This window comes from Olleya sp. AS48 (genome assembly GCF_038900355.1).
Classification (GTDB): Bacteria; Bacteroidota; Bacteroidia; order Flavobacteriales; family Flavobacteriaceae; genus Olleya.
The window spans coordinates 393405-412112 of record NZ_JBBMRD010000001.1 but is presented as its reverse complement, the minus strand read 5'-3'; the positions used below and the strand labels follow the sequence as shown (position 1 = coordinate 412112).

Below are 18708 nucleotides of genomic sequence, written 5' to 3'. Positions count from 1 at the left end.
ATCAACTACTATCAATCAATTCAAAAAAAATAAAAAAAACCGTAAAATAACTTAAGGGTTAATAAACGTATTAATATCTTCCATACTAAATTTAGGATTAGCACCTTGACTTCCCGCAACCAATGCTCCAATAGCGCATGCATAATTAATGGCGTCTTGAGGATTGTCACCTTTAAGTAATTTGCTTATTAGTGTAGCTAAAAATGAATCTCCTGCACCAACAGTATCAACGACCTCTATATGGTAACCACTATTGTAATAAAAAGTATCATTAAAATATAAAATTGCGCCATGACGTCCTTTTGTTACACAAATAGTTTTGGTGTTTGTATGATCCGCTAAAAATTTGATATTTTGCTCTAAAGAATGTGTTTTGGAATTTAATGTTTCTCCTATTTCAAAAATTTCTTCATCATTAAATTTTATAAAATCAGCTTCATTCATTAAATGATTTAAAACCTCTTTTGTATAATATGGCGCTCTTAAATTTACATCAAATATCTTGTACTTTGCATATTTTAAAAGTTGGTATAAAGTCTCTCTGGAGTTTTCATCTCTTGCAACTAAACTACCGTAAATAAAAGCATCAGCTTGTTGTGTTACACTTTTATTAAGGGATGTAATTTGAATATTATCCCAAGCTCTAGGAAACATAATATCATAAGAAGCAGAACCTTTTGCATTAAGCATAACTTTAACCTTACCCGTTTTTAACTTAGCATCCACTTGTAAATTATCGATATTTACACCTTGACTTAAAATGAAATCTTTTATTTTATTTCCTTTATTATCGTCTCCTATACTACTAATAATTGACACATTATTGTCTAAAGACTGTAAGCGTAAAGCCACATTTAAAGGTGCTCCTCCAATTTTTTTATGTGAAGGAAAAACATCCCATAACACTTCTCCAAAACAAACTATATTTTTCATTTATATCAGTTTAAATGTTAGCGTTTAAATCAAATACACATTGCTCCACACCATGCTTTAAAATATCATTATATGCTGTTTTGTAAGCTTCAACAAATGGCTTTGAGTCTTTTAATGAACCAAAAATTGCTTCTATTTCTAAAAATGCTTCTGGATTAGCAGTGCTTTCCAATGCTTTTGCATGTAATACCGATTGCATAGCATCTTTTATTATTAAACCTTTTCCTTTCTCATCTTTACCTAAACTATATATAGCCCAAGCAGCTACAACAAATGCAGCACTAGTAATATCACCTTTATCTTGTAATTGTGCGTTTACTGTCGGTAATATAAAAATGGGAAACTTAGCCGAACTTTCTGAACAAATACGATCAATTTGATCTTTAATATTGATATTTCCGAAGCGCTCTAGCAACGATTTTTTGTAGGCCTCTAAATCTACACCTTCTAAATTCCCTAAAGTTGGCGTCACTTCTTCATCCATATAATGCATTAGAAAAGTTCTGATATTTGGATTATTGACCGCTTCATCAATGGTATTATAACCCATTAATGCACCAAAAATTCCTATTACTGAATGACCAGCATTTAATAAGCTTAGTTTCATTTTTTCATATGGCACCACGTCTTTTACAAACTGCGCTCCAACATTTTCCCAAGCAGGTCTTCCTTCAATAAAATTATCTTCTATAACCCATTGTTTAAAAGGCTCGCAAACTACTGGCCAAGCATCATGAATTCCTGTAGTTTTAATTATTTTTAATATATCCTCTGGTGTCGTTGCTGGTGTTATCCTATCTACCATAGCGTTTGGAAACGATACGTTTGACTCAATCCAATCGATTAAATCTGGCTGAGCTTTGCTAACATAACTTAGTAACATCATTTTTGTCATGTGACCATTACCTTGAATGTTATCGCATGACTGAATAGTTACACCTTTTAAACCTTGTGATTGTCTTAACTTTAATGCTTGTGTGATATATCCAAAAATGGTTTTTGGCACATTTGGATTGTTTAAGTCATGCTGAATTAAAGGATTGGTAAAATCGAATGTTTTATTCGCTTCGTTGTAATTATAACCACCTTCTGTTATAGTTAATGATATAATTTTTACTTCAGGACTTGCCATTTTTTCGATAACCGCTAATGGATTCTCTGGCGCATATATATACTCCACTATAGAGCCAATAATACGATTAGTGTGAGTACCATCTAACTCTTTAACCACTAAAGTATACAATCCATCTTGATCTTTTAGAGTATTATAAATTCTTCTATCAAAATCTAATAATGCAATACCACATATTCCCCAATCCTTATTATTTGGATCATGTAATAATTGGTCTGTATAAAAAGCTTCATGTGATCTATGAAAACCACCAATACCAACGTGTACTATTCCTGTCTTTATGATCTTTCTGTCGTATTGTGGTACTGTAATTCTTTCAGATATATTTGAAAGATTTTCAGCGTTTAATTTGTAATTTTTCATCTTAATAATTTTATTATTTACTCTCAAATCTTTGAAGTAATACTGCAAAAATGATTATGGCTCCTTTAACAACTTGCTGCGGATAAGAAGGCACATTTAGTAAGTTTAAAATGTTTCCTATTAATCCTAAAATAAGTACACCCATTAACGTATTAATAGCAGTTCCTTTACCACCATTTAAACTAGCTCCACCAATCACAACAGCTGCTATAGCATCTAACTCCCAAGACATTCCCATATTTGGTGATCCTAAATTAGTTCTGGATGCCACTATTATTGCAGCAGTAGCAGCTAAAGCACCAGAAATAGCATATACCAAAAACTTATACTTATTAACTTTAATTCCGGATAAGCGTGAGGCCTCTTCATTACTACCAATAGCAATAATTAAACGACCAAATACATTATACCGCAACATAACCATAGTAGCGATTACGATTAAAAAAAAGACTATAGCAATATTTGGAACACCTAATGTGGAGTTGTTTGCAAAATTTGACATAAATACACCTCCTGCAGTTTTAAAAGTAACTGGAGACCCTTTAGAGTAAATAAAACCTAATCCTCTTGCAATAGTCATTAATGCTAAAGTTGCTACAAAAGGAGCCATTTTTTGATAAGCTACCAGATAACCCGAAATACTACCTAAACCAAAACCGATAGCAATGGTAAAAACAATAGCTAATGGAAGTATGATTAAATTAATTAAAATAGCAAACGTAACTGCAAGCAAGGCGACCATGGAGCCAACTGATAAATCAATACCTCCTGTTAATATTACTATTAACATCCCTATACTAATAATACCAATACCAGAGACTTGTTTTAATAAGTTAGACAAGTTTACTGAGGTAAAAAACACATCGGATATCAATGCTGAAAAAATTACCAGTAAAATAAAAATGAATATAGTATTATACTTTACTAAAAACTTAAGAATACCACTTGGACTGCTAAGTTGTTGTTTTAATGTTAAAGCCATAACATGAAATTTTTAATATTTAATTAGATTGTTTTAATGCTTTACCAATCGAGTAACGCAATATGTTTTCTTCAGAAAATTGTTCTTTTTGTAACTCGCCATAAATAGTCCCTTCATGCATGACTAAAATACGGTCAGAAATACCCATAATTTCTGGCATATCAGACGATATTGCAACTACTCCAACTCCTTTTTTAGCGACTTCGTTTATAAGATTGTAGATTTCTATTTTAGCACCAACATCTACACCTCTAGTAGGTTCATCAATAAAAATAACTTTACTATCAATACTTAACCACTTAGCTAGAGCTACTTTTTGCTGATTTCCACCACTTAAGTTTTTAACATCAATCTCTGAACTAGGCGTTTTAATGTTTAATTTATCAATTAAACTTAATACCTTTTTATACTCGCTGTCCACATTAATAAATCCTAATTTTCCTGATATCGAATTAAAATTAGTCACACTAATATTTCTTCTTATGGACAATGGTAAAAAGACCCCTTCTTCTTTTCTGTCTTCAGACACAAAACCAATTTGATGAGAGGCAGCATCTACCGGAGATTTTGTTTTAATCTCTTTACCGTTTAAAATTAATGTTCCAGATTTTTTTTTGTCTGCTCCAAAAATAAGTTTAGCAGTTTCTGTTCTTCCACTTCCTCCTAATCCAGCAATACCAAGCACTTCACCTGGACGTACTGAAAAAGAAACATCATGAACCATGGTGTCTTTTGCAGTTAAATTTTTAACCTCAAAAATAGGTTCTGTTCCTATTTTAGCATCTCTAATGGGAAACAAATCTTTCAATTCGCGACCAATCATTAATCGAATAATACCATCTGTATCTGTATCCTTAATAGCCATACTTCCTGTGTCAACACCGTCTCTTAGTACTGTAACAGAATCTGCTATTTTAATAATCTCGTCTAAATGATGAGAAATGTATATTATTGAAATTCCTTTATCTCTTAATCTAAAAAGGTTGTCAAACAGTTTTTTTGTATCTGTAGGATCAAAAACAGTTGTTGGCTCATCTAAAACCAATACTTTAGTGTCTTCAGATAATGCTTTTGCAATTTCGACTACTTGTTTTTGGACTATACTTAAATTTCTAACTTTTGCTGAAGCGTCAATTGTAAAGCCTAAAGAGTCTATTAAAGCTTGAGCATCTTTAGTAATCTTATCCCAATTCATCCAAAACTTACTTGCTCCTAATTTGTGTAAATAGATGTTTTCGGCAACAGACAAATCATTAACTAAAGACAACTCTTGATACACCACACTAATACCTAAAACCTGACCTTCATGTGTGTTTTTAGGATTAATTTCTGTCCCATTTAAGCGAACACTACCAGAGTCTTTATGATGTACACCACTTAATATTTTTATAAGTGTTGATTTTCCTGCTCCGTTTTCGCCTAATAAAGCATGAATTTCTCCTGGTTTAACTTTTAAAGTCACATCTTTTAATACGGAAACAACACCAAAACTTTTTGATATTCCTGACATTTCAAGACGATATTCATTTTTTAAGTTTTTCATATCAATGGATATTAGCTATTAAAATAAAGCATCAGGATTGTAATATTTAGCAGCGTTTTCTTTTGTAATTAATAAAGGTGCTGTATAAGATTTTTTATCAAAATCACGTTTTCCGTTTATATATTCTATTGCATACTTCACAGCATTTTTACCAATTTGTACTGGACTATTCATTGCAGTACAACCATAAAAATCAGTTTCCATAATGTATTTAATAGCTTCTTTTTGTCCATCAGCACCAGCAACTATTAATATATCATCTGTTTTACCAGCCTGTTCAATAGCTTTAATAGCACCTAACACACACACATCAGACTCAGTGATCACCACATTAATATCTGGATGAGCTACTAAAATATCTTCCATAGCTTTTAAACCACCTGCATAAGACCACTCTGTGTACGCTTGGGTTTTTACATTTAAATTAATTTTTCCTTGCGTACGTAATTGCTCCTCTGTTATGCCTTGTAACAAACCTTGTTTGCGTGTGCGTCCAACAGGGTTTCCTGCGTTACCACTTAACAAAGCAATATTCATTGGTGTGTTACCCATTTTTTTAGCTAACCACTCTCCCGCTAATGCGCCATTTTCCAGATTATTAGATTGAATGGTTGTTACAAAGTCTGCTGAAGAATTTATAGAACTATCAATTATAAAAACCGGAATTCCTGCAGCTTTAGCTACTTTCGTAATTCCAACCAAAGCATCCGGATCTTTTGGATTTAATAAAAGGGCATCAACACCTTTAGTTATTAAATCCTCAACCGCAGCAATTTGCTTGGTGATATCATCTTGACCGTCTGCTGATAGAAAAATCATACCATTTTTTTCTGTAGTAGATTTAATACTTTGTAGCAAAGCTTGGTAGTAAGGCGCATTTAATGATGGTGTGCAATAACCTATTTTTTTACCTGTAAGATCTATAGCACTATTAAAAAGCTCTCCTTCTACCTCTGCACTATTTGTTGTATTTTGACTTGCATCTAAATGCTCTACACAGCTGTATAGCGATAGATTAAATAAGAGAACCAACATTGGTATACTTATAAATTTTAGTTCGAATTTTAAGTTTTTTATTCTCATGATTTTAAATATTACTTAAAGATTTTTTTCTTTTTATGTAAGTTAACACTTTATCGTTACACATTCATTACTAATGATTTAGCTTTAATTTAAAACAATGTTATATCTAATTGTAACACGGTCTTTTCTTGCTCTGGATTCCACATTGCAGTAATATCCACTGGTATATTATAATTACTAATTTTAAGCTTTTTACTAAAGGTAGCACCAACATTAATGATATTACCAGAACCCTTTGTATAAAAAGTTTTATCTGTAATAAAAGACCATGCACCTCCAGCAAATAAAGACAAGCTTGAAGATTTGTTTTGCCACACTTTGCTATTAATTTCAAAATAATGTGTCCACGAGTTTTCTAGGTCACCATTGGATTGCACATGATAATCACCAGAACCTCCATTAATAATTGTTGCTAAATACAATAAGGTATTAGGCGTAATATTGTAACCAAAATTTAAATCCACAAAATTATAACCTTGTGTTTTATCATAACTCCAATAGTGGAGCTTATCTCCTCTTTCTTCTACACCTGTATAATTATTATGTGATACTGCTTCAATAAAAAACTTATCTGAAAAGCGGTATTTGGTATAAATTGAAAACTCTTTATAATATGCACTTTCATTGTCACCAGTAACAATATTCTTAACATCTACAGAAGAAAAACTTGCACCTCCCCAAAAACCGAAAGTAAACTTCTTGTTTTTTGAATTATATTCTAAGTTAGCAGTAAATAATGCTCCTGGATGCACCAAAAAACCATGCCATGTGTGCATATTCTTTACATGTGCACCAATATTAAATGGCTCATAATCCTGCTCTGTATCTTCTACATTATTTTGGTTGTCTTCCTCTAACACCTCTTGATTTTGAGAAAAAACATTTGGAACAACACTAAGCATAAAAAAACCAAACAATAATAGTAGTAGATTTTTATTACCAAGCTTTTCAGACTTTATATTATGTTTGGTTAATTGGCTAATTGTCATTTTATTATGTTTTAAAATTTAGCACATTTTTAAACGTCATAATTACGTTTGTTTTTCAAATGTATCATAAAAAAATTATAAAAACCTAATAATTCGTAAAAAAAATATGTTATATTAACTTTTATATATGCTATATTACCAAAAACTTAAGTATATTGTATTAGAGACATATAAGTTATTTAACGTAGTAAAGACGTTAACCTGCCTATTTTAATAAATGAAATAAATCTATGAGTACAGAAAAAATATTAAACCTATCGGTAGATTGTGTGGTATTTGGGTATGACACCAACACCAAGTCGTTGAATGTCTTATTAATAAACCGATTTTTAAAATCTAAATTAACTGAAGAAATATTGGTTAATGATTTTGTATTGACGGGATATCATGTATATAATAACGAAACTTTGGACGATACAGCCACTAGAGTTTTAAAAGAATTAACAGGATTAACAAATCAATACAAAAAGCAGTTTAAAGCTTTTGGAGATCCAGATCGATTAACAAATCCAAAAGACCTAATTTGGATTGAAAATGAAGCTTTTAATTTAAGAACGATAACAATAGCTTATTACTTTTTACTTAAAACAGAAGATGTTAATTTAGAAAACAACGCCTTCAACCCAAGATGGTTTCCTGTTAACACCTTGCCTGAAATAGGTTTTGATCACGAAAAAATAATATTGGAAGCTTATGAAGATTTAAAAGTTAAATGCTTATCAGAGCCGATTATATTTAAATTACTTCCTGATAAATTTACAATTAATGAAGTGCAAGATCTATATCAATCTATCTTAGGCATTGAAATAGACAATCGCAACTTTAGACGCAAGCTAATTAACAAAAAATACATTATTGCTTTAGATGAAAAGCAAGTTGGCGTATCCAAAAAACCGTCACAACTTTATATGTTTAGTATGGATATATATAATAAAATGTTTAGCAAAAATTATTTGATAAGCATCTAAAATTTATATTGTAATTTTTTAAATAAAAAAACCCATTAAGATTGCTCTTAATGGGTTTATAATTTAAATTATGGTCGATTATATTTTTTTAACCTTAACTGCGTTCATCCCTTTCATTCCTCTTTCAAGCTCGAAAGACACTTTATCATTTTCTGCAATTTGATCTATCAATCCACTAACGTGGCAAAAATATTTTTCGTTGTTTTCTGTATCGATAATAAAACCAAAACCTTTAGATGTATCAAAAAATGATACTTTCCCGTTTCTTACTGGATCTTCTTCCTCTCCTTCAACCTTTTTAGGAACACCTAAAACGATTTCTTCTGCATCAATCTTTTCCTTTAATTCTGGATCTGGTGGAGTATCTACCAAATTACCATTATAGTCTACATATGCAAACTGTATACCATCAGAACCACCATTAGCTTCTTTGTCAAGCTTACGTGCCTCCATCTTCTTGCGCTTATCTTCTCTTTTCTTTAAGCGTTTTTTTTCTTTTTCACTTTTATTAAATGTTTGTTGCGATTTAGCCATTAGCGTTATTAAATGTGTGTTTTAAATGAATTCATTTATCAGAAAGTAATTAAAAGCTATGTTCTGCTTAACGATTCTAAAGTACTTAAAATAAAGATTAAGGAAAGGTTTACTTACTTAAATGAGCCACAAAGATAGTAAATTTTTAAATAATTGTATATTAAGTCTTTAGGCTAATTAGCTTTTTTTATGTAACAGCCTTAATTATTGCTTTTTAAATCGTGAAAAAATGACTAGTTTTTTCTTAGAGTTAATAAAATAAACTCCTGTTAATAATGTTAATGCTGCAACTATAGATTGCATGGTAATTTGCTCGTCTAGTACATACCAACCTAAAAACAATGCAATTACAGGATTTACATAAGCAGAAGTAGAAACTTTTTCTGTAGCGACCTCTTTTAACAAGTAATTAAATGCTGTAAATGCCACAACGCCTCCAAATACAATTAATAATAACATAGACCCTTTGGCATTTAGACTCCATTTTGTTGGCGCTAACCAAGCCTCATTGAAAACTAAGCTTAATATAAATAATAAAAGACTAGCAAAAAGCATTTGATAACCTGTTGCCACAAAAAAGTTTTTAGGCAAATTAGATTTAGAAACAAAAATACTACCGTAACTCCAGCTTAATACACATGTAAATATCATTAATATTCCAATAATACTGTCCTTATTAAGTGCTAATGCTTCTTGACTTACTAAAAGATACATACCTACAAAGCCAAAAATGACACCAATAATAGATTTTGTTTTAATTTTAGAACCATGCAATATTCGCATTAAAAATATAACAAATAATGGTTGTGTAGCTGCTATTAATGCAGCAAAACCGCTATCTACATACTTTAAGGCCCAAACAAAGACTCCATTGCCATACACCAAAAATAAAAATCCAGCAAAAGCTGAATTTAATAATTGTCTTTTGGTGGCTTTAAGTGATATTTTTAAAAATTTGGCAATTATAAAAATCAATATTCCAGCACTAAAAAATCTTATTCCTGCTAAAAAAAATGGTGCGACCTCTGACACCATAATTTTATTTAACAAATATGTAGAACCCCAAATAAAGTAAATAGAGAAAAAAGCAAGTACAATTAATATTGATTTTCTAGTACTATCCATACGATTAATTTTAAACGAAATTAATGATTAATCCTATACAAATGGTAATTAAAAAAAACAATAATTATCTTTGTAAAAAAGACAAATATTATGCTTCAAACATTTCGTATCGTTGCTTTATTAGAAGGTGTTTCTTACCTATTATTAATGGCTGCTGCTATTTACAAAAGACTTCCAGATGGTGACGATTATTACGTTCAATTATTAGGAATGCCACATGGTTTATTATTTGTTGGATACATTGCTTTAGCTTTTTTAATTAAGCCAGAACAAAAATGGTCAAATAAAGTCTTTGGTATTGTATTATTGGCGTCCATATTGCCTTTTGGTACTTTTTACGTAGATAAAAAATATTTAAAATAAGTTTGCAATAGTGTGATGTACTTAAATACTAATTTGACAACCTATCTTTTACAAACTCAATTTTAGTTTTTCCGTGTGGTTTTGAATTACCATCCTCGTCTAGATTAACCATAATAATATTATCTACTGTAATTATGGTTTCTCTGGTGCGCATATTTCTTACTTCGCAATTTAAAGATATTGAGGTACTTCCAAATTTTTTAACTTCCATACCTATTTCAATTATATCACCTTCAACAGCCTTACTCATAAAGTTAATTTCGCTCATGTATTTGGTCACCACTTTATTGTTTTCTAACTGTATTATTGTATAAAGTGCTGCTTCCTCATCAATCCAAGCTAATAATTGTCCTCCAAATAATGTTCCGTTTGGATTTAAGTCTTCGGGTTTAACCCATTTTCTAGTGTGAAATCTCATGTTTTTTTCTTTTAATCAAAGATAAAAAATCTTGATTGTTAACAACACAGTTAAAAAGTATATTTAACTATACCATCATTAGTCTTTATTATCAATATTTTTAATAAAACTTAAATATTATGACTACCAGAGACACACAATTACTAGCTATCAGACCCATAATTAAAAGTATTATTATTAGTCAAAATATGAGCAATGAAGAGCGTTTCCAGAACATAACCCTTAGACCAGTTATAAAACTGCAAAATGAATTATTTATTCAAGTTTTTAGAAATTATATAGCTAAACATAAAAATGTATTTTATCAATTAACCATTGAAAAACGTTTAAATTATATTGAAAATGCTGTCCATAAAGACATCAAATTTAGAAATAGTATAAAAGGAATGATAATTGGTCAATTTACTACAGAAGAATATGAAAAATATATTCTAAATTCGTCCGCTTTAAATAAACGAATGATGACCATTGTAAAACAGCGTTTGCAAAGTAATATTCAGCTATTTGAAAAACCAGAAATACTAAAAGCAGTTTAATATAACCAATGACAATAAAACAACAACTTCTGCAAATTTGTAACGAACAGGTAGAAAAACGCATTACAGATTATAAAAACGAAATAGACCTTATAAAAGAGTCTATAGAGAGTAATGATAAAGGAGGCTCTGATGATGATGATTCTGGAAACGGTAAACTTTTAAATGATTTAGAAAAAAATATGGGTTATCTAAACGATGCTAGAAAAACCCAAGATTATTTAAAATTAGTAAAAGCCAATTTATTAAGTACTAGTGCAGCTTTAGGAAGCTTAGTTAAGACGGACAGTCTTCACTTTTTTATATCCATTAGTGCTGGTAAAATCCAAATTGATAACCAAGATTATTATGCCATTTCATTACAATCACCTATTGGGCAATTATTAAAACAAAAGTCTGCAGGTGACACTTTTGAATTTAATGGCACTAAATATACGGTTACAGAAGTTGCTTAATCTTGTATTAAAGACACACCATTTAAGTCTGTAGTTAATACATCACTCATATAATCAAAAAAGGGTCTAATGGTTTTAAAATAGTCATTGACCTTTTGAGCAAAGTCTTCTGAGATGACTTCTGCGTCTGTAAATTGTATAGAAAATATGTATTGCTTTTTCTTAATTAAATCAATAGCTTCATGATCTTTGTCAAAATTTCTTGGAGCTGTTTTTAGTTCGTCACCTTTTAGTGTTCCCCAAACAGATTTAAATTTTGAATCATTAATGATTGATTTAATCTCATAATCATCCATTTCAAATTCTTTTCTAATTCTTAACAAATCCTCTTTGCTAGGATCCCAAAAACCACAGGCAATAAAATTATTTCCTGGTTGTATTTGCACATAATATCCACCTCTTAATCTTGGTTTAACACGATGAAACGTACCTCCAAAATTATTTTTGTAAGGTAATTTATTTTTAGAAAAACGCACGTCTCTGTAAATCCTAAACAGCTTCATTTTATCAAGTTCATCATGCACTTGCATTTTTGAATATATGTCATTAAAAACCAATTTAGTTGCTTTTAACGCCTTATCATACTCTGGTTTGTTATCTGCAAACCATTCGCGATTATTATTTTTTTCTAATTTTTTAAGAAACTCTATTGCTAGTTTAATGCTCATAAATTTGTGATGTGGTTTAAAAATACAAAAGTCCTAAAATTAATTAGGACTTTTGTTGCTATTAATCAAATACATTTAAAATATATTAATTAATTTTTTCTTTTTCTTAGCTATTTTTATTTGTTTTAATCTACAGCATCTTCTACATCGTCCGCAACGTTTTCTACTGCGTCTTCAACTTTTTCTCCTGTAGTTTCTTCTCTACATCCTGTTAACAGTAGTGATACTGAAAATAACAAGATAAATGTGTGTGCTAGTTTTTTCATTGTTTTGGTTGTTAGTGGTTATTTTATTCTTCTATTTCTTCAATTTCATCTTCTACATCATCCATAGCATCATCAACATCATCTGAGGCGTCCTCTAGATTGTCGTCTATGTCGTCCATAGTTTCTTCAACTTTTTCTTCAGTCGTTTTGTTTTCTTCTCTGCATCCTGTTACAGCTATTGAAAGTGAAAATAGGATTAGAAATGTATATAAAAGTTTTTTCATTGCTTTAGGTTTTAACGGTTTAATAAACTAATCAGCTTACTTATTTTTGCTTAAAATATCAGTTAAAAGCTGATTAGTTTTTTATTAGTTTTAAGCTTTTTTTAATAGTGTCAATACAAATAACACTAAAAAAATGAAGAATAATACTTTAGCAATTCCTGCAGATGCTCCTGCTATTCCACCAAATCCTAAGATTCCAGCGATAATTGCGATAATAATAAATGTGATTGTCCAACGTAACATAATTTTTGGTTTTAATGATTAATACTAAACTAAAAGCGCTTTACTTTTAATTGTTTGAGAATGAATTCTCGGTTTCCTTAGGCACATCAAATGATAGTTTGTTATCAAATTGAAGTGTTCTAATTGGAAATGGTATGTTTATATTTTCTTTGTCGTAAGCTTTCTTTATTTCAATTATAGCTTTACTTTTTGATCTCATTTTTTCTAAAGCATTTTCTGCATCTATCCAAAATCTACATAGGTAGTTAATCGAGCTTCCTCCATATTCTGTGTAGTAAAACTCCACATCTTCTGGTTTTTCTATTTGATCAAATGTATTGCAAATGGTTGCTTTAGTTAATTGTTCTACATGATCTAAATCCGATTCATAACCTACTCCACATTCCAAGAAAACTCTCATTTTAGTGGTTAAGGTGTAATTTTTCATGGGATTGTCAAGGATCATCTTATTTGGGATTATCACCATATTATTGTCAGCCTCCTTTATGGTAAAATCTTTTAAATTAATATCTATAACCTCTCCAGAAAACCCATTGGTTTCTACCCAATGACCAATTTGTATTTTTTTTCTAAAAGACAATACAATACCAGCAAACGTGTTAGATAATGTCCCTTGCAATGCTAAACCAATTGCTAAACCTGCAACACCAGCACCTGCTAGTAAAGAGGTTAAAGTTTTACTTAAGTTTAAAATACCTAAGGCCAAAAACAGTCCTGCTAATACTACAACTACCGATGATAGACTACCTATCATGTTAGTAATAGAGTTTTGCTGAATTTTTCTAGATACTAATTTTGTTACATATTTATTTACATATTTAGCTATAAAATAGGCTGCTACTAATACAACTATGGCTAAAACTAGATTTGGTATATTGGATACTATAGCATTAAACCAAGATTCTAACTTGTCGATTAATAGGTTGTATGCTTCTGATAATTGAGATTTCATATTGTTTTATTAAGTTAATTAAGATGTAATGGTTTTAAACTTTTAATTAACTGTTAGTCACTACTTTTTTTAATTGCTCTGAGGTGTTTTTAGACCAAGCGTTTAACATCCAACTTGATTTTTCAAGCTCTCTAATGTATGCACCAATCAAATCAATTGTTCCCTCATCTCCTGCTTCTTCCGCTTTACTAAGTACTTGAGACATTTGCGCTAACATCGTCTTGTGGTCATTTAGTAGTTCCTCTATCATTTCTTGATCAGTAATCATGCTTGAGGCTTCGGATAGTGACGAAATTTTTAAATAATCACTAAATTTACTTACTGGGTGGTGTCTTAAAGTTAAAATGCGTTCTGCTATTTCATCTACTTTTAATTTTGCTTCGTTGTACATGTTTTCAAATTTTTCATGTAAATCAAAAAAGTTTTTTCCTAAAACATTCCAATGGAAGCTTCTTAATTTTTGGTAGTATATATTATAATCTGCTAGTAACGTATTTAACTCTACAACTACAGGTAGTATTTTCTCATCTTGCATATTCAAATAATTCATGTGTTCTGTTTTTAATGTTGTTAATGTTGTTAATTTCTTTGATACAAAGATGCAACACTAATCCAGTTGGCATGTTATATGATTTTTTAAGAATGTTATAGAATTTCAACAAACACCTATAAAACAGAGGTTTTTATATTAAAATAGTGTTAAAATGTAGAAATTATGAAGAATTTGATAACTTTTACTCGAACTCGATATCCTTTAAAATTAATCCAGAAGCAGGAGCTATGTAGTGATTATGACCTTCAAAATCTGGTTTTAAACTGGCTTCAATATCTGCTAATGTGCGTTTACCTTGACCAATTTCAATCAATGCTCCCATCATTAAACGGATTTGATTACGCATAAACCCCTTTCCCTTTACACGCAGTATATAACTTTGTTCTGGAAAAAAGTTTGCTGTATAAATCGTGTTTTCAACAATTTCGCATTTTAAAATAGTCCTATTATATATACCATTATCTGTTGGTCTATAACAATAGTGTTTTAAAAAATGTTCTCCTTCAAACAGTCTCGCTGCCTTTTTCATTAACTCAATATCTAAAGGATCTAAAATTGTAGTTAATATTGGTGCACAAAACGGATGAAACTTACCGCCAAATGCAAAAACGTATAAATACTCTTTTATTTTAGAATGTTGAATAATATTAAATTTACTATCCACCTCTTTAATTGTCAAAGCACGAAGATCTTGTGGTAGATTGTAATTAAACAATGCCATAAATGCTTCAAAATCATCAATAGGCTCTTCTAAAAACAACTCGAAAGCAGCACTCTCTGCACTTACCATAGCATCTGTACGACCAGAAGTTAGTGTTTTAAATTTCTTTTTTTCTAAGATGAAATTTAAAGTTCTGTCAATCATTAAATGTAAGGTCTTTAAGTTAGGCTGCTTTTGCCAACCATGAAACCTATACCCTAAATATTGAATTGTAATGACGTAGAAATACTTTTTTTGCATGATATTTTATGAATGCCGAAAATACTGCTTTGTAATCATTTCGCAAAAATTTTATACCTTGAAACCTTAATAACTAACTAAAACTAACTTTATGACAAATGTAACCTCACAAAAACCACCTATGTGGTTTTTAGTAATTAGTATTATTGCCTTAATATGGAACCTTTTAGGCGTATTTGCTTACATAGGACAATCTATGATGACTGACGAAGTATTAGAACAACTACCAAAAGCTGAACAAGAGATGTATGCAAACTTACCTTCTTGGTATATTGGTGCTTTTGCTATAGCTGTTTTTGCTGGAGCAATTGGAAGTTTAGCTCTGGTGATAAGAAAAAAATGGGCTTTTCATGTTTTATTAATTTCGTTAATTGCAGCATTAGTACAAATGTATTATTTAGTATTTGTACTAAAAATGGCTAATGCAATGACACCAATGATAGTGATTGTGGGAATGGCTTTAGTATGGCTAGCCAATCATGCAACTAAAAAAGGATGGATATCATAAAGCTGATCAATACACACAAAAGCATCAATTATGTAATTGATGCTTTTTAAAACTTTTATAATTTGAATTTAAAATATCCCTTTGATCCTTATTTAAAACACCACGTTATTATTGGATTTGGTCTTGCTTTATGGATTTTTTTATTTTTATTTATTACTGAACCTTTAGACATAAGTGAGCTTAACACATCAGAAAAGCTAAAGTATTTACCTTTTTATAGTCTGATCGCTACAGTATCCTACTTACTATTTTTACCGCTACAAAATTACATTTATAAACAGTCACAAAATAAGTGGTTTCTAAAACACGAAATACTGTTTTTGCTAAGTTTATCTGTTGTTTCTCTTATTTTAGCTAGATCTTTTTATCTCTATGTTGTTGTTGCTGAACAAGCTAACCCACATACTTTAGGTTATATGCTTATGTCACTTTTACTACCGGCATTAGCCATTATTTTACCAATTATTATAATTGGTCGCTTTGCTTTTGGCAAATATTTTGAAAAAATATTAGAGGATAAAAAAATTGAGATTAAAGGAGAAGGTAATTATGAAAGTTTAAAGCTTCATTTAAACGATTTAATTGCTGTACAATCTTCAGACAATTATATTGAGGTTTTTTATATATCTGGAGCTTTTCTTAAAAAAAGTTTGATCAGAAATAAATTATCTAAAATAGAAACTACTTTTTCAGAATTACAACGCACTCATCGGTCGTACATAATAAATCCTTATCATTTTCAGTCTTGGAAAACTGAAAAAGGAAAACACTTTTTACTACTATCGCACAACATAGAAGTGCCAATATCCAAAACTTATTTAGAAGCTATAAAAAGCACTTTAAATTTCACCACAGCAGGATAGTATTTCACCCCAAAGACCTACTATTACTGACTTTTGTTTTATTTGAAAACTATCTTTGTTTCAGAAAGTTTAATCAATTAAAACCTGTTACAATGAAAAATTTCACATTAATTTTAGTTCTTTTTTTAGCTTCTATTCAGCTTACTTTTTCTCAAACCGAAACTTGCGACTGTAAAACCGATTTAGATTTTATTGTTGAAAAAATAAAAGCAATGCCTTCTTTTAAAACGCAAATTAAAGGTGAGAAAGCAACCCAATTTGAAAATACTTACACAAACTTATCTAACCAAATGAAGCAGCCCATTTTAATAGAGGATTGCTATAAAATGTTATTACAACAAATGGTTTTAGTTAATGATGTGCATGCCTCATTAAGCTATACTAAAACACCTATTAATAAGGAAGACTTAAAAGATACTTTAAAACTAAATGACTTTAAAGCAAGTAATGCTTTTAAAAATCATCCAAAAACAGAATATAATTTAAACGATTTAGAGGCCGAATTATCTAAAAAAAATGATGAAGAAATAGAAGGTGTTTATAATTATGGTGATGATCTTAAAATTGGAATTTACCAACAAAAAGAAAGTGATACCTTAGTAGGTGTTGTTTTAAAAAGTAACCTAAAACAATGGGACGCTGGACAAATAATAATTTATGCTACCCATACCGTAGGACTAAAATATAATTTGTTTTACTATAACCCAAGCACTAGAACTCCTGGGTTTGTTAAAAGTATATCTTTTGAAAATGGAAGACTTTGGATATATAAAAAAGTAAGCAACACTAATAACGAAGAATTACCTATAAAAGACCAATCTAACTGGGAGTTTAGACAATTAACACCAGATACTCAATATTTGTATTTTGGTAACTTTAGTTCGTTTAGTAAATCTAATCGAAAAGCGTTTAAAGACTTTTATGCTAAAGTGAAAAAAGAGCTAAGCGCTACAAATGTAATTGTGGATTTAAGAAGTAATGCTGGTGGAAACAGTAAACTATCTGATCCATTTTTAAAATTATTAAAAAAGAAGAACGTTTATATTTTAACCAATTGCTTTACAGGAAGTAATGGTGAGCAATTTACTTTAAAACTAAAAGCATTAAAAAACGCGAAACATTTAGGACAGACCACTCGCGGTATTATTGCTTACGGAATGAATTATGGTTACAACTACAATACCCCTTCTGGTAATTTTAATATTACTCCAACAGATATGAATTTTAATAAGTACATAGCTTACGAAGGGAAAGGTGTCACTCCAGAATTTGCTTTAGATTTTGGTAAAGATTGGCTAGTGCAAACATTAGCAATAATAAAAAACACACCTAAGTAATAACACATAACGGTTTTACGTGGTTCTAATGCACGATTAAACTTTCTATTTTATCATTAGATAAACTGTCGCTAAAAAATTAGCGACAGTTCTTATATTTACTTCTTCTCTCTTCCTTTTAAAACATCCACAACATCATTAAGCTTAAACCCTTTAGCTTGCAATAACATTAAATAATGAAACAGTAAATCTGCACTTTCACTTAAAAATAAATCGTCTTTGTTATCCATTGCTTCAATAACAACTTCTACAGCTTCTTCACCCACCTTTTGTGCTACTTTATTAATTCCTGAAGCAAATAACGACGCCACATAAGATTTCTCTGTATTACCGTCTGCCACTCTACTTTCAATAGTATTTTCTAATTTTGAAATAAAACCGAAATTTTCAGAATTAGCGTCATTCCAACACGTATCAGACCCTTTATGACATGTTGGTCCTTTTGGATTAACTTGTATTAGTAAGGTGTCGTTATCACAATCAAGCTTAATATCAACTAGGTTCAATACGTTTCCACTTTCTTCCCCTTTAGTCCATAATCTGTTTTTTGTGCGACTAAAAAAAGTAACTAATTTAGTGTCTTTTGTTTTATTGAATGCTTCCTCGTTCATGTAACCCAACATCAAAACGTTTTTTGTTGTGGCATCTTGGATTACTGCTGGTACTAGACCGTCATTGTTTTTGTTGAAATCTATAGTCATCTTGTTAT

General features: G+C 30.3%; 24 protein-coding genes. 7 read left to right on the top strand and 17 right to left on the bottom strand.

The window, feature by feature from the left end:
- Positions 1 to 51 precede the first annotated feature (51 nt).
- The 6 genes from WNY60_RS01970 to WNY60_RS01945 form a co-directional block, all read right to left on the bottom strand.
- Positions 52 to 933 carry a carbohydrate kinase gene (locus tag WNY60_RS01970; protein WP_342861311.1) on the bottom strand — a complete coding sequence of 294 codons (882 nt, stop codon included), beginning with the start codon at positions 931 to 933 and terminating at the stop codon, positions 52 to 54.
- 10 nt (positions 934 to 943) lie between these two features.
- A complete protein-coding gene (locus WNY60_RS01965) occupies positions 944 to 2428 on the bottom strand; it encodes a mannitol dehydrogenase family protein (protein ID WP_342861310.1) in 1485 nt (494 codons plus the stop codon).
- Between the two features lie 13 nt (positions 2429 to 2441).
- On the bottom strand, positions 2442 to 3410 hold the full coding sequence (locus WNY60_RS01960; protein WP_339807806.1) for an ABC transporter permease: 969 nt from the start codon (positions 3408 to 3410) through the stop codon (positions 2442 to 2444).
- Positions 3411 to 3429: 19 nt separating this feature from the next.
- Positions 3430 to 4953, bottom strand: coding sequence for a sugar ABC transporter ATP-binding protein (locus tag WNY60_RS01955; RefSeq protein WP_342861309.1), 1524 nt, complete (start codon positions 4951 to 4953; stop codon positions 3430 to 3432).
- A gap of 18 nt (positions 4954 to 4971) precedes the next feature.
- The gene (locus WNY60_RS01950; protein WP_342861308.1) at positions 4972 to 6036 is read right to left on the bottom strand and encodes a substrate-binding domain-containing protein; all 1065 of its coding nucleotides are present in this window, start codon (positions 6034 to 6036) and stop codon (positions 4972 to 4974) included.
- A gap of 89 nt (positions 6037 to 6125) precedes the next feature.
- A complete protein-coding gene (locus WNY60_RS01945; protein WP_342861307.1) occupies positions 6126 to 7025 on the bottom strand; it encodes a hypothetical protein in 900 nt (299 codons plus the stop codon).
- 230 nt (positions 7026 to 7255) lie between these two features.
- Between WNY60_RS01945 and WNY60_RS01940 the strand changes: the two genes are divergently transcribed.
- The gene (locus tag WNY60_RS01940) at positions 7256 to 7993 is read left to right on the top strand and encodes an NUDIX domain-containing protein (protein ID WP_339807810.1); all 738 of its coding nucleotides are present in this window, start codon (positions 7256 to 7258) and stop codon (positions 7991 to 7993) included.
- Between the two features lie 78 nt (positions 7994 to 8071).
- Here the strand turns inward: WNY60_RS01940 and WNY60_RS01935 are convergent, their stop codons facing one another.
- Together WNY60_RS01935 and WNY60_RS01930 are read right to left on the bottom strand one after the other, a co-directional pair.
- Complete coding sequence (locus tag WNY60_RS01935; protein ID WP_090841006.1) at positions 8072 to 8527, bottom strand: cold shock domain-containing protein; 456 nt, start codon at positions 8525 to 8527, stop codon at positions 8072 to 8074.
- A 204-nt stretch (positions 8528 to 8731) separates the two neighbouring features.
- The gene (locus WNY60_RS01930; protein ID WP_339807811.1) at positions 8732 to 9652 is read right to left on the bottom strand and encodes an EamA family transporter; all 921 of its coding nucleotides are present in this window, start codon (positions 9650 to 9652) and stop codon (positions 8732 to 8734) included.
- 90 nt (positions 9653 to 9742) lie between these two features.
- Here WNY60_RS01930 and WNY60_RS01925 point away from each other — a divergent pair, with 90 nt between their 5' ends.
- Positions 9743 to 10015 carry a DUF3817 domain-containing protein gene (locus WNY60_RS01925; protein WP_145001736.1) on the top strand — a complete coding sequence of 91 codons (273 nt, stop codon included), beginning with the start codon at positions 9743 to 9745 and terminating at the stop codon, positions 10013 to 10015.
- 28 nt (positions 10016 to 10043) lie between these two features.
- Here WNY60_RS01925 and WNY60_RS01920 read toward each other — a convergent pair whose 3' ends face one another.
- The gene (locus WNY60_RS01920; RefSeq protein ID WP_145001737.1) at positions 10044 to 10433 is read right to left on the bottom strand and encodes a hotdog domain-containing protein; all 390 of its coding nucleotides are present in this window, start codon (positions 10431 to 10433) and stop codon (positions 10044 to 10046) included.
- Positions 10434 to 10552: 119 nt separating this feature from the next.
- Here WNY60_RS01920 and WNY60_RS01915 point away from each other — a divergent pair, with 119 nt between their 5' ends.
- Positions 10553 to 10969 carry a glyoxalase gene (locus WNY60_RS01915; protein ID WP_342861306.1) on the top strand — a complete coding sequence of 139 codons (417 nt, stop codon included), beginning with the start codon at positions 10553 to 10555 and terminating at the stop codon, positions 10967 to 10969.
- Between the two features lie 8 nt (positions 10970 to 10977).
- The gene (locus WNY60_RS01910) at positions 10978 to 11424 is read left to right on the top strand and encodes a hypothetical protein (RefSeq protein WP_145001739.1); all 447 of its coding nucleotides are present in this window, start codon (positions 10978 to 10980) and stop codon (positions 11422 to 11424) included.
- Here the strand turns inward: WNY60_RS01910 and WNY60_RS01905 are convergent.
- The 7 genes from WNY60_RS01905 to WNY60_RS01875 all read right to left on the bottom strand — a co-directional run bounded on the left by WNY60_RS01905 (position 11421) and on the right by WNY60_RS01875 (position 15294).
- Positions 11421 to 12092, bottom strand: coding sequence for a DUF2461 domain-containing protein (locus WNY60_RS01905; protein WP_145001740.1), 672 nt, complete (start codon positions 12090 to 12092; stop codon positions 11421 to 11423). The genes WNY60_RS01910 and WNY60_RS01905 overlap by 4 nt on opposite strands.
- Before the next feature lie 125 nt (positions 12093 to 12217).
- Positions 12218 to 12358, bottom strand: a complete 141-nt coding sequence (locus WNY60_RS01900; RefSeq protein WP_339807814.1) for a hypothetical protein — start codon at positions 12356 to 12358, stop codon at positions 12218 to 12220.
- A gap of 23 nt (positions 12359 to 12381) precedes the next feature.
- Entirely contained in the window at positions 12382 to 12582 is a 201-nt protein-coding gene (locus tag WNY60_RS01895) for a hypothetical protein (protein WP_342861305.1), read from the bottom strand.
- A 90-nt stretch (positions 12583 to 12672) separates the two neighbouring features.
- Entirely contained in the window at positions 12673 to 12825 is a 153-nt protein-coding gene (locus tag WNY60_RS01890; protein ID WP_028282108.1) for a DUF1328 family protein, read from the bottom strand.
- 46 nt (positions 12826 to 12871) lie between these two features.
- Positions 12872 to 13777: a mechanosensitive ion channel family protein gene (locus tag WNY60_RS01885; protein ID WP_145001742.1), complete on the bottom strand. Its 906-nt coding sequence runs from the start codon at positions 13775 to 13777 to the stop codon at positions 12872 to 12874.
- A gap of 46 nt (positions 13778 to 13823) precedes the next feature.
- The gene (locus WNY60_RS01880; RefSeq protein WP_342861304.1) at positions 13824 to 14327 is read right to left on the bottom strand and encodes a DNA starvation/stationary phase protection protein; all 504 of its coding nucleotides are present in this window, start codon (positions 14325 to 14327) and stop codon (positions 13824 to 13826) included.
- Between the two features lie 184 nt (positions 14328 to 14511).
- Complete coding sequence (locus WNY60_RS01875) at positions 14512 to 15294, bottom strand: tRNA pseudouridine(38-40) synthase TruA (protein ID WP_186439240.1); 783 nt, start codon at positions 15292 to 15294, stop codon at positions 14512 to 14514.
- An 88-nt stretch (positions 15295 to 15382) separates the two neighbouring features.
- On the opposite strand from WNY60_RS01875, the gene WNY60_RS01870 reads away from it, so the two are divergent.
- The 3 genes from WNY60_RS01870 (at position 15383) to WNY60_RS01860 (ending at position 17999) form a co-directional block, all read left to right on the top strand.
- Entirely contained in the window at positions 15383 to 15799 is a 417-nt protein-coding gene (locus WNY60_RS01870) for a hypothetical protein (RefSeq protein WP_339807817.1), read from the top strand.
- A gap of 62 nt (positions 15800 to 15861) precedes the next feature.
- Positions 15862 to 16662 carry a LytTR family DNA-binding domain-containing protein gene (locus tag WNY60_RS01865; RefSeq protein WP_342861303.1) on the top strand — a complete coding sequence of 267 codons (801 nt, stop codon included), beginning with the start codon at positions 15862 to 15864 and terminating at the stop codon, positions 16660 to 16662.
- A 92-nt stretch (positions 16663 to 16754) separates the two neighbouring features.
- The gene (locus tag WNY60_RS01860) at positions 16755 to 17999 is read left to right on the top strand and encodes a S41 family peptidase (RefSeq protein WP_342861302.1); all 1245 of its coding nucleotides are present in this window, start codon (positions 16755 to 16757) and stop codon (positions 17997 to 17999) included.
- A gap of 98 nt (positions 18000 to 18097) precedes the next feature.
- On the opposite strand, the gene hisIE is transcribed toward WNY60_RS01860, so the two are convergent.
- Positions 18098 to 18700: a bifunctional phosphoribosyl-AMP cyclohydrolase/phosphoribosyl-ATP diphosphatase HisIE gene (gene hisIE / locus WNY60_RS01855; protein ID WP_342861301.1), complete on the bottom strand. Its 603-nt coding sequence runs from the start codon at positions 18698 to 18700 to the stop codon at positions 18098 to 18100.
- Positions 18701 to 18708 lie beyond the last annotated feature (8 nt).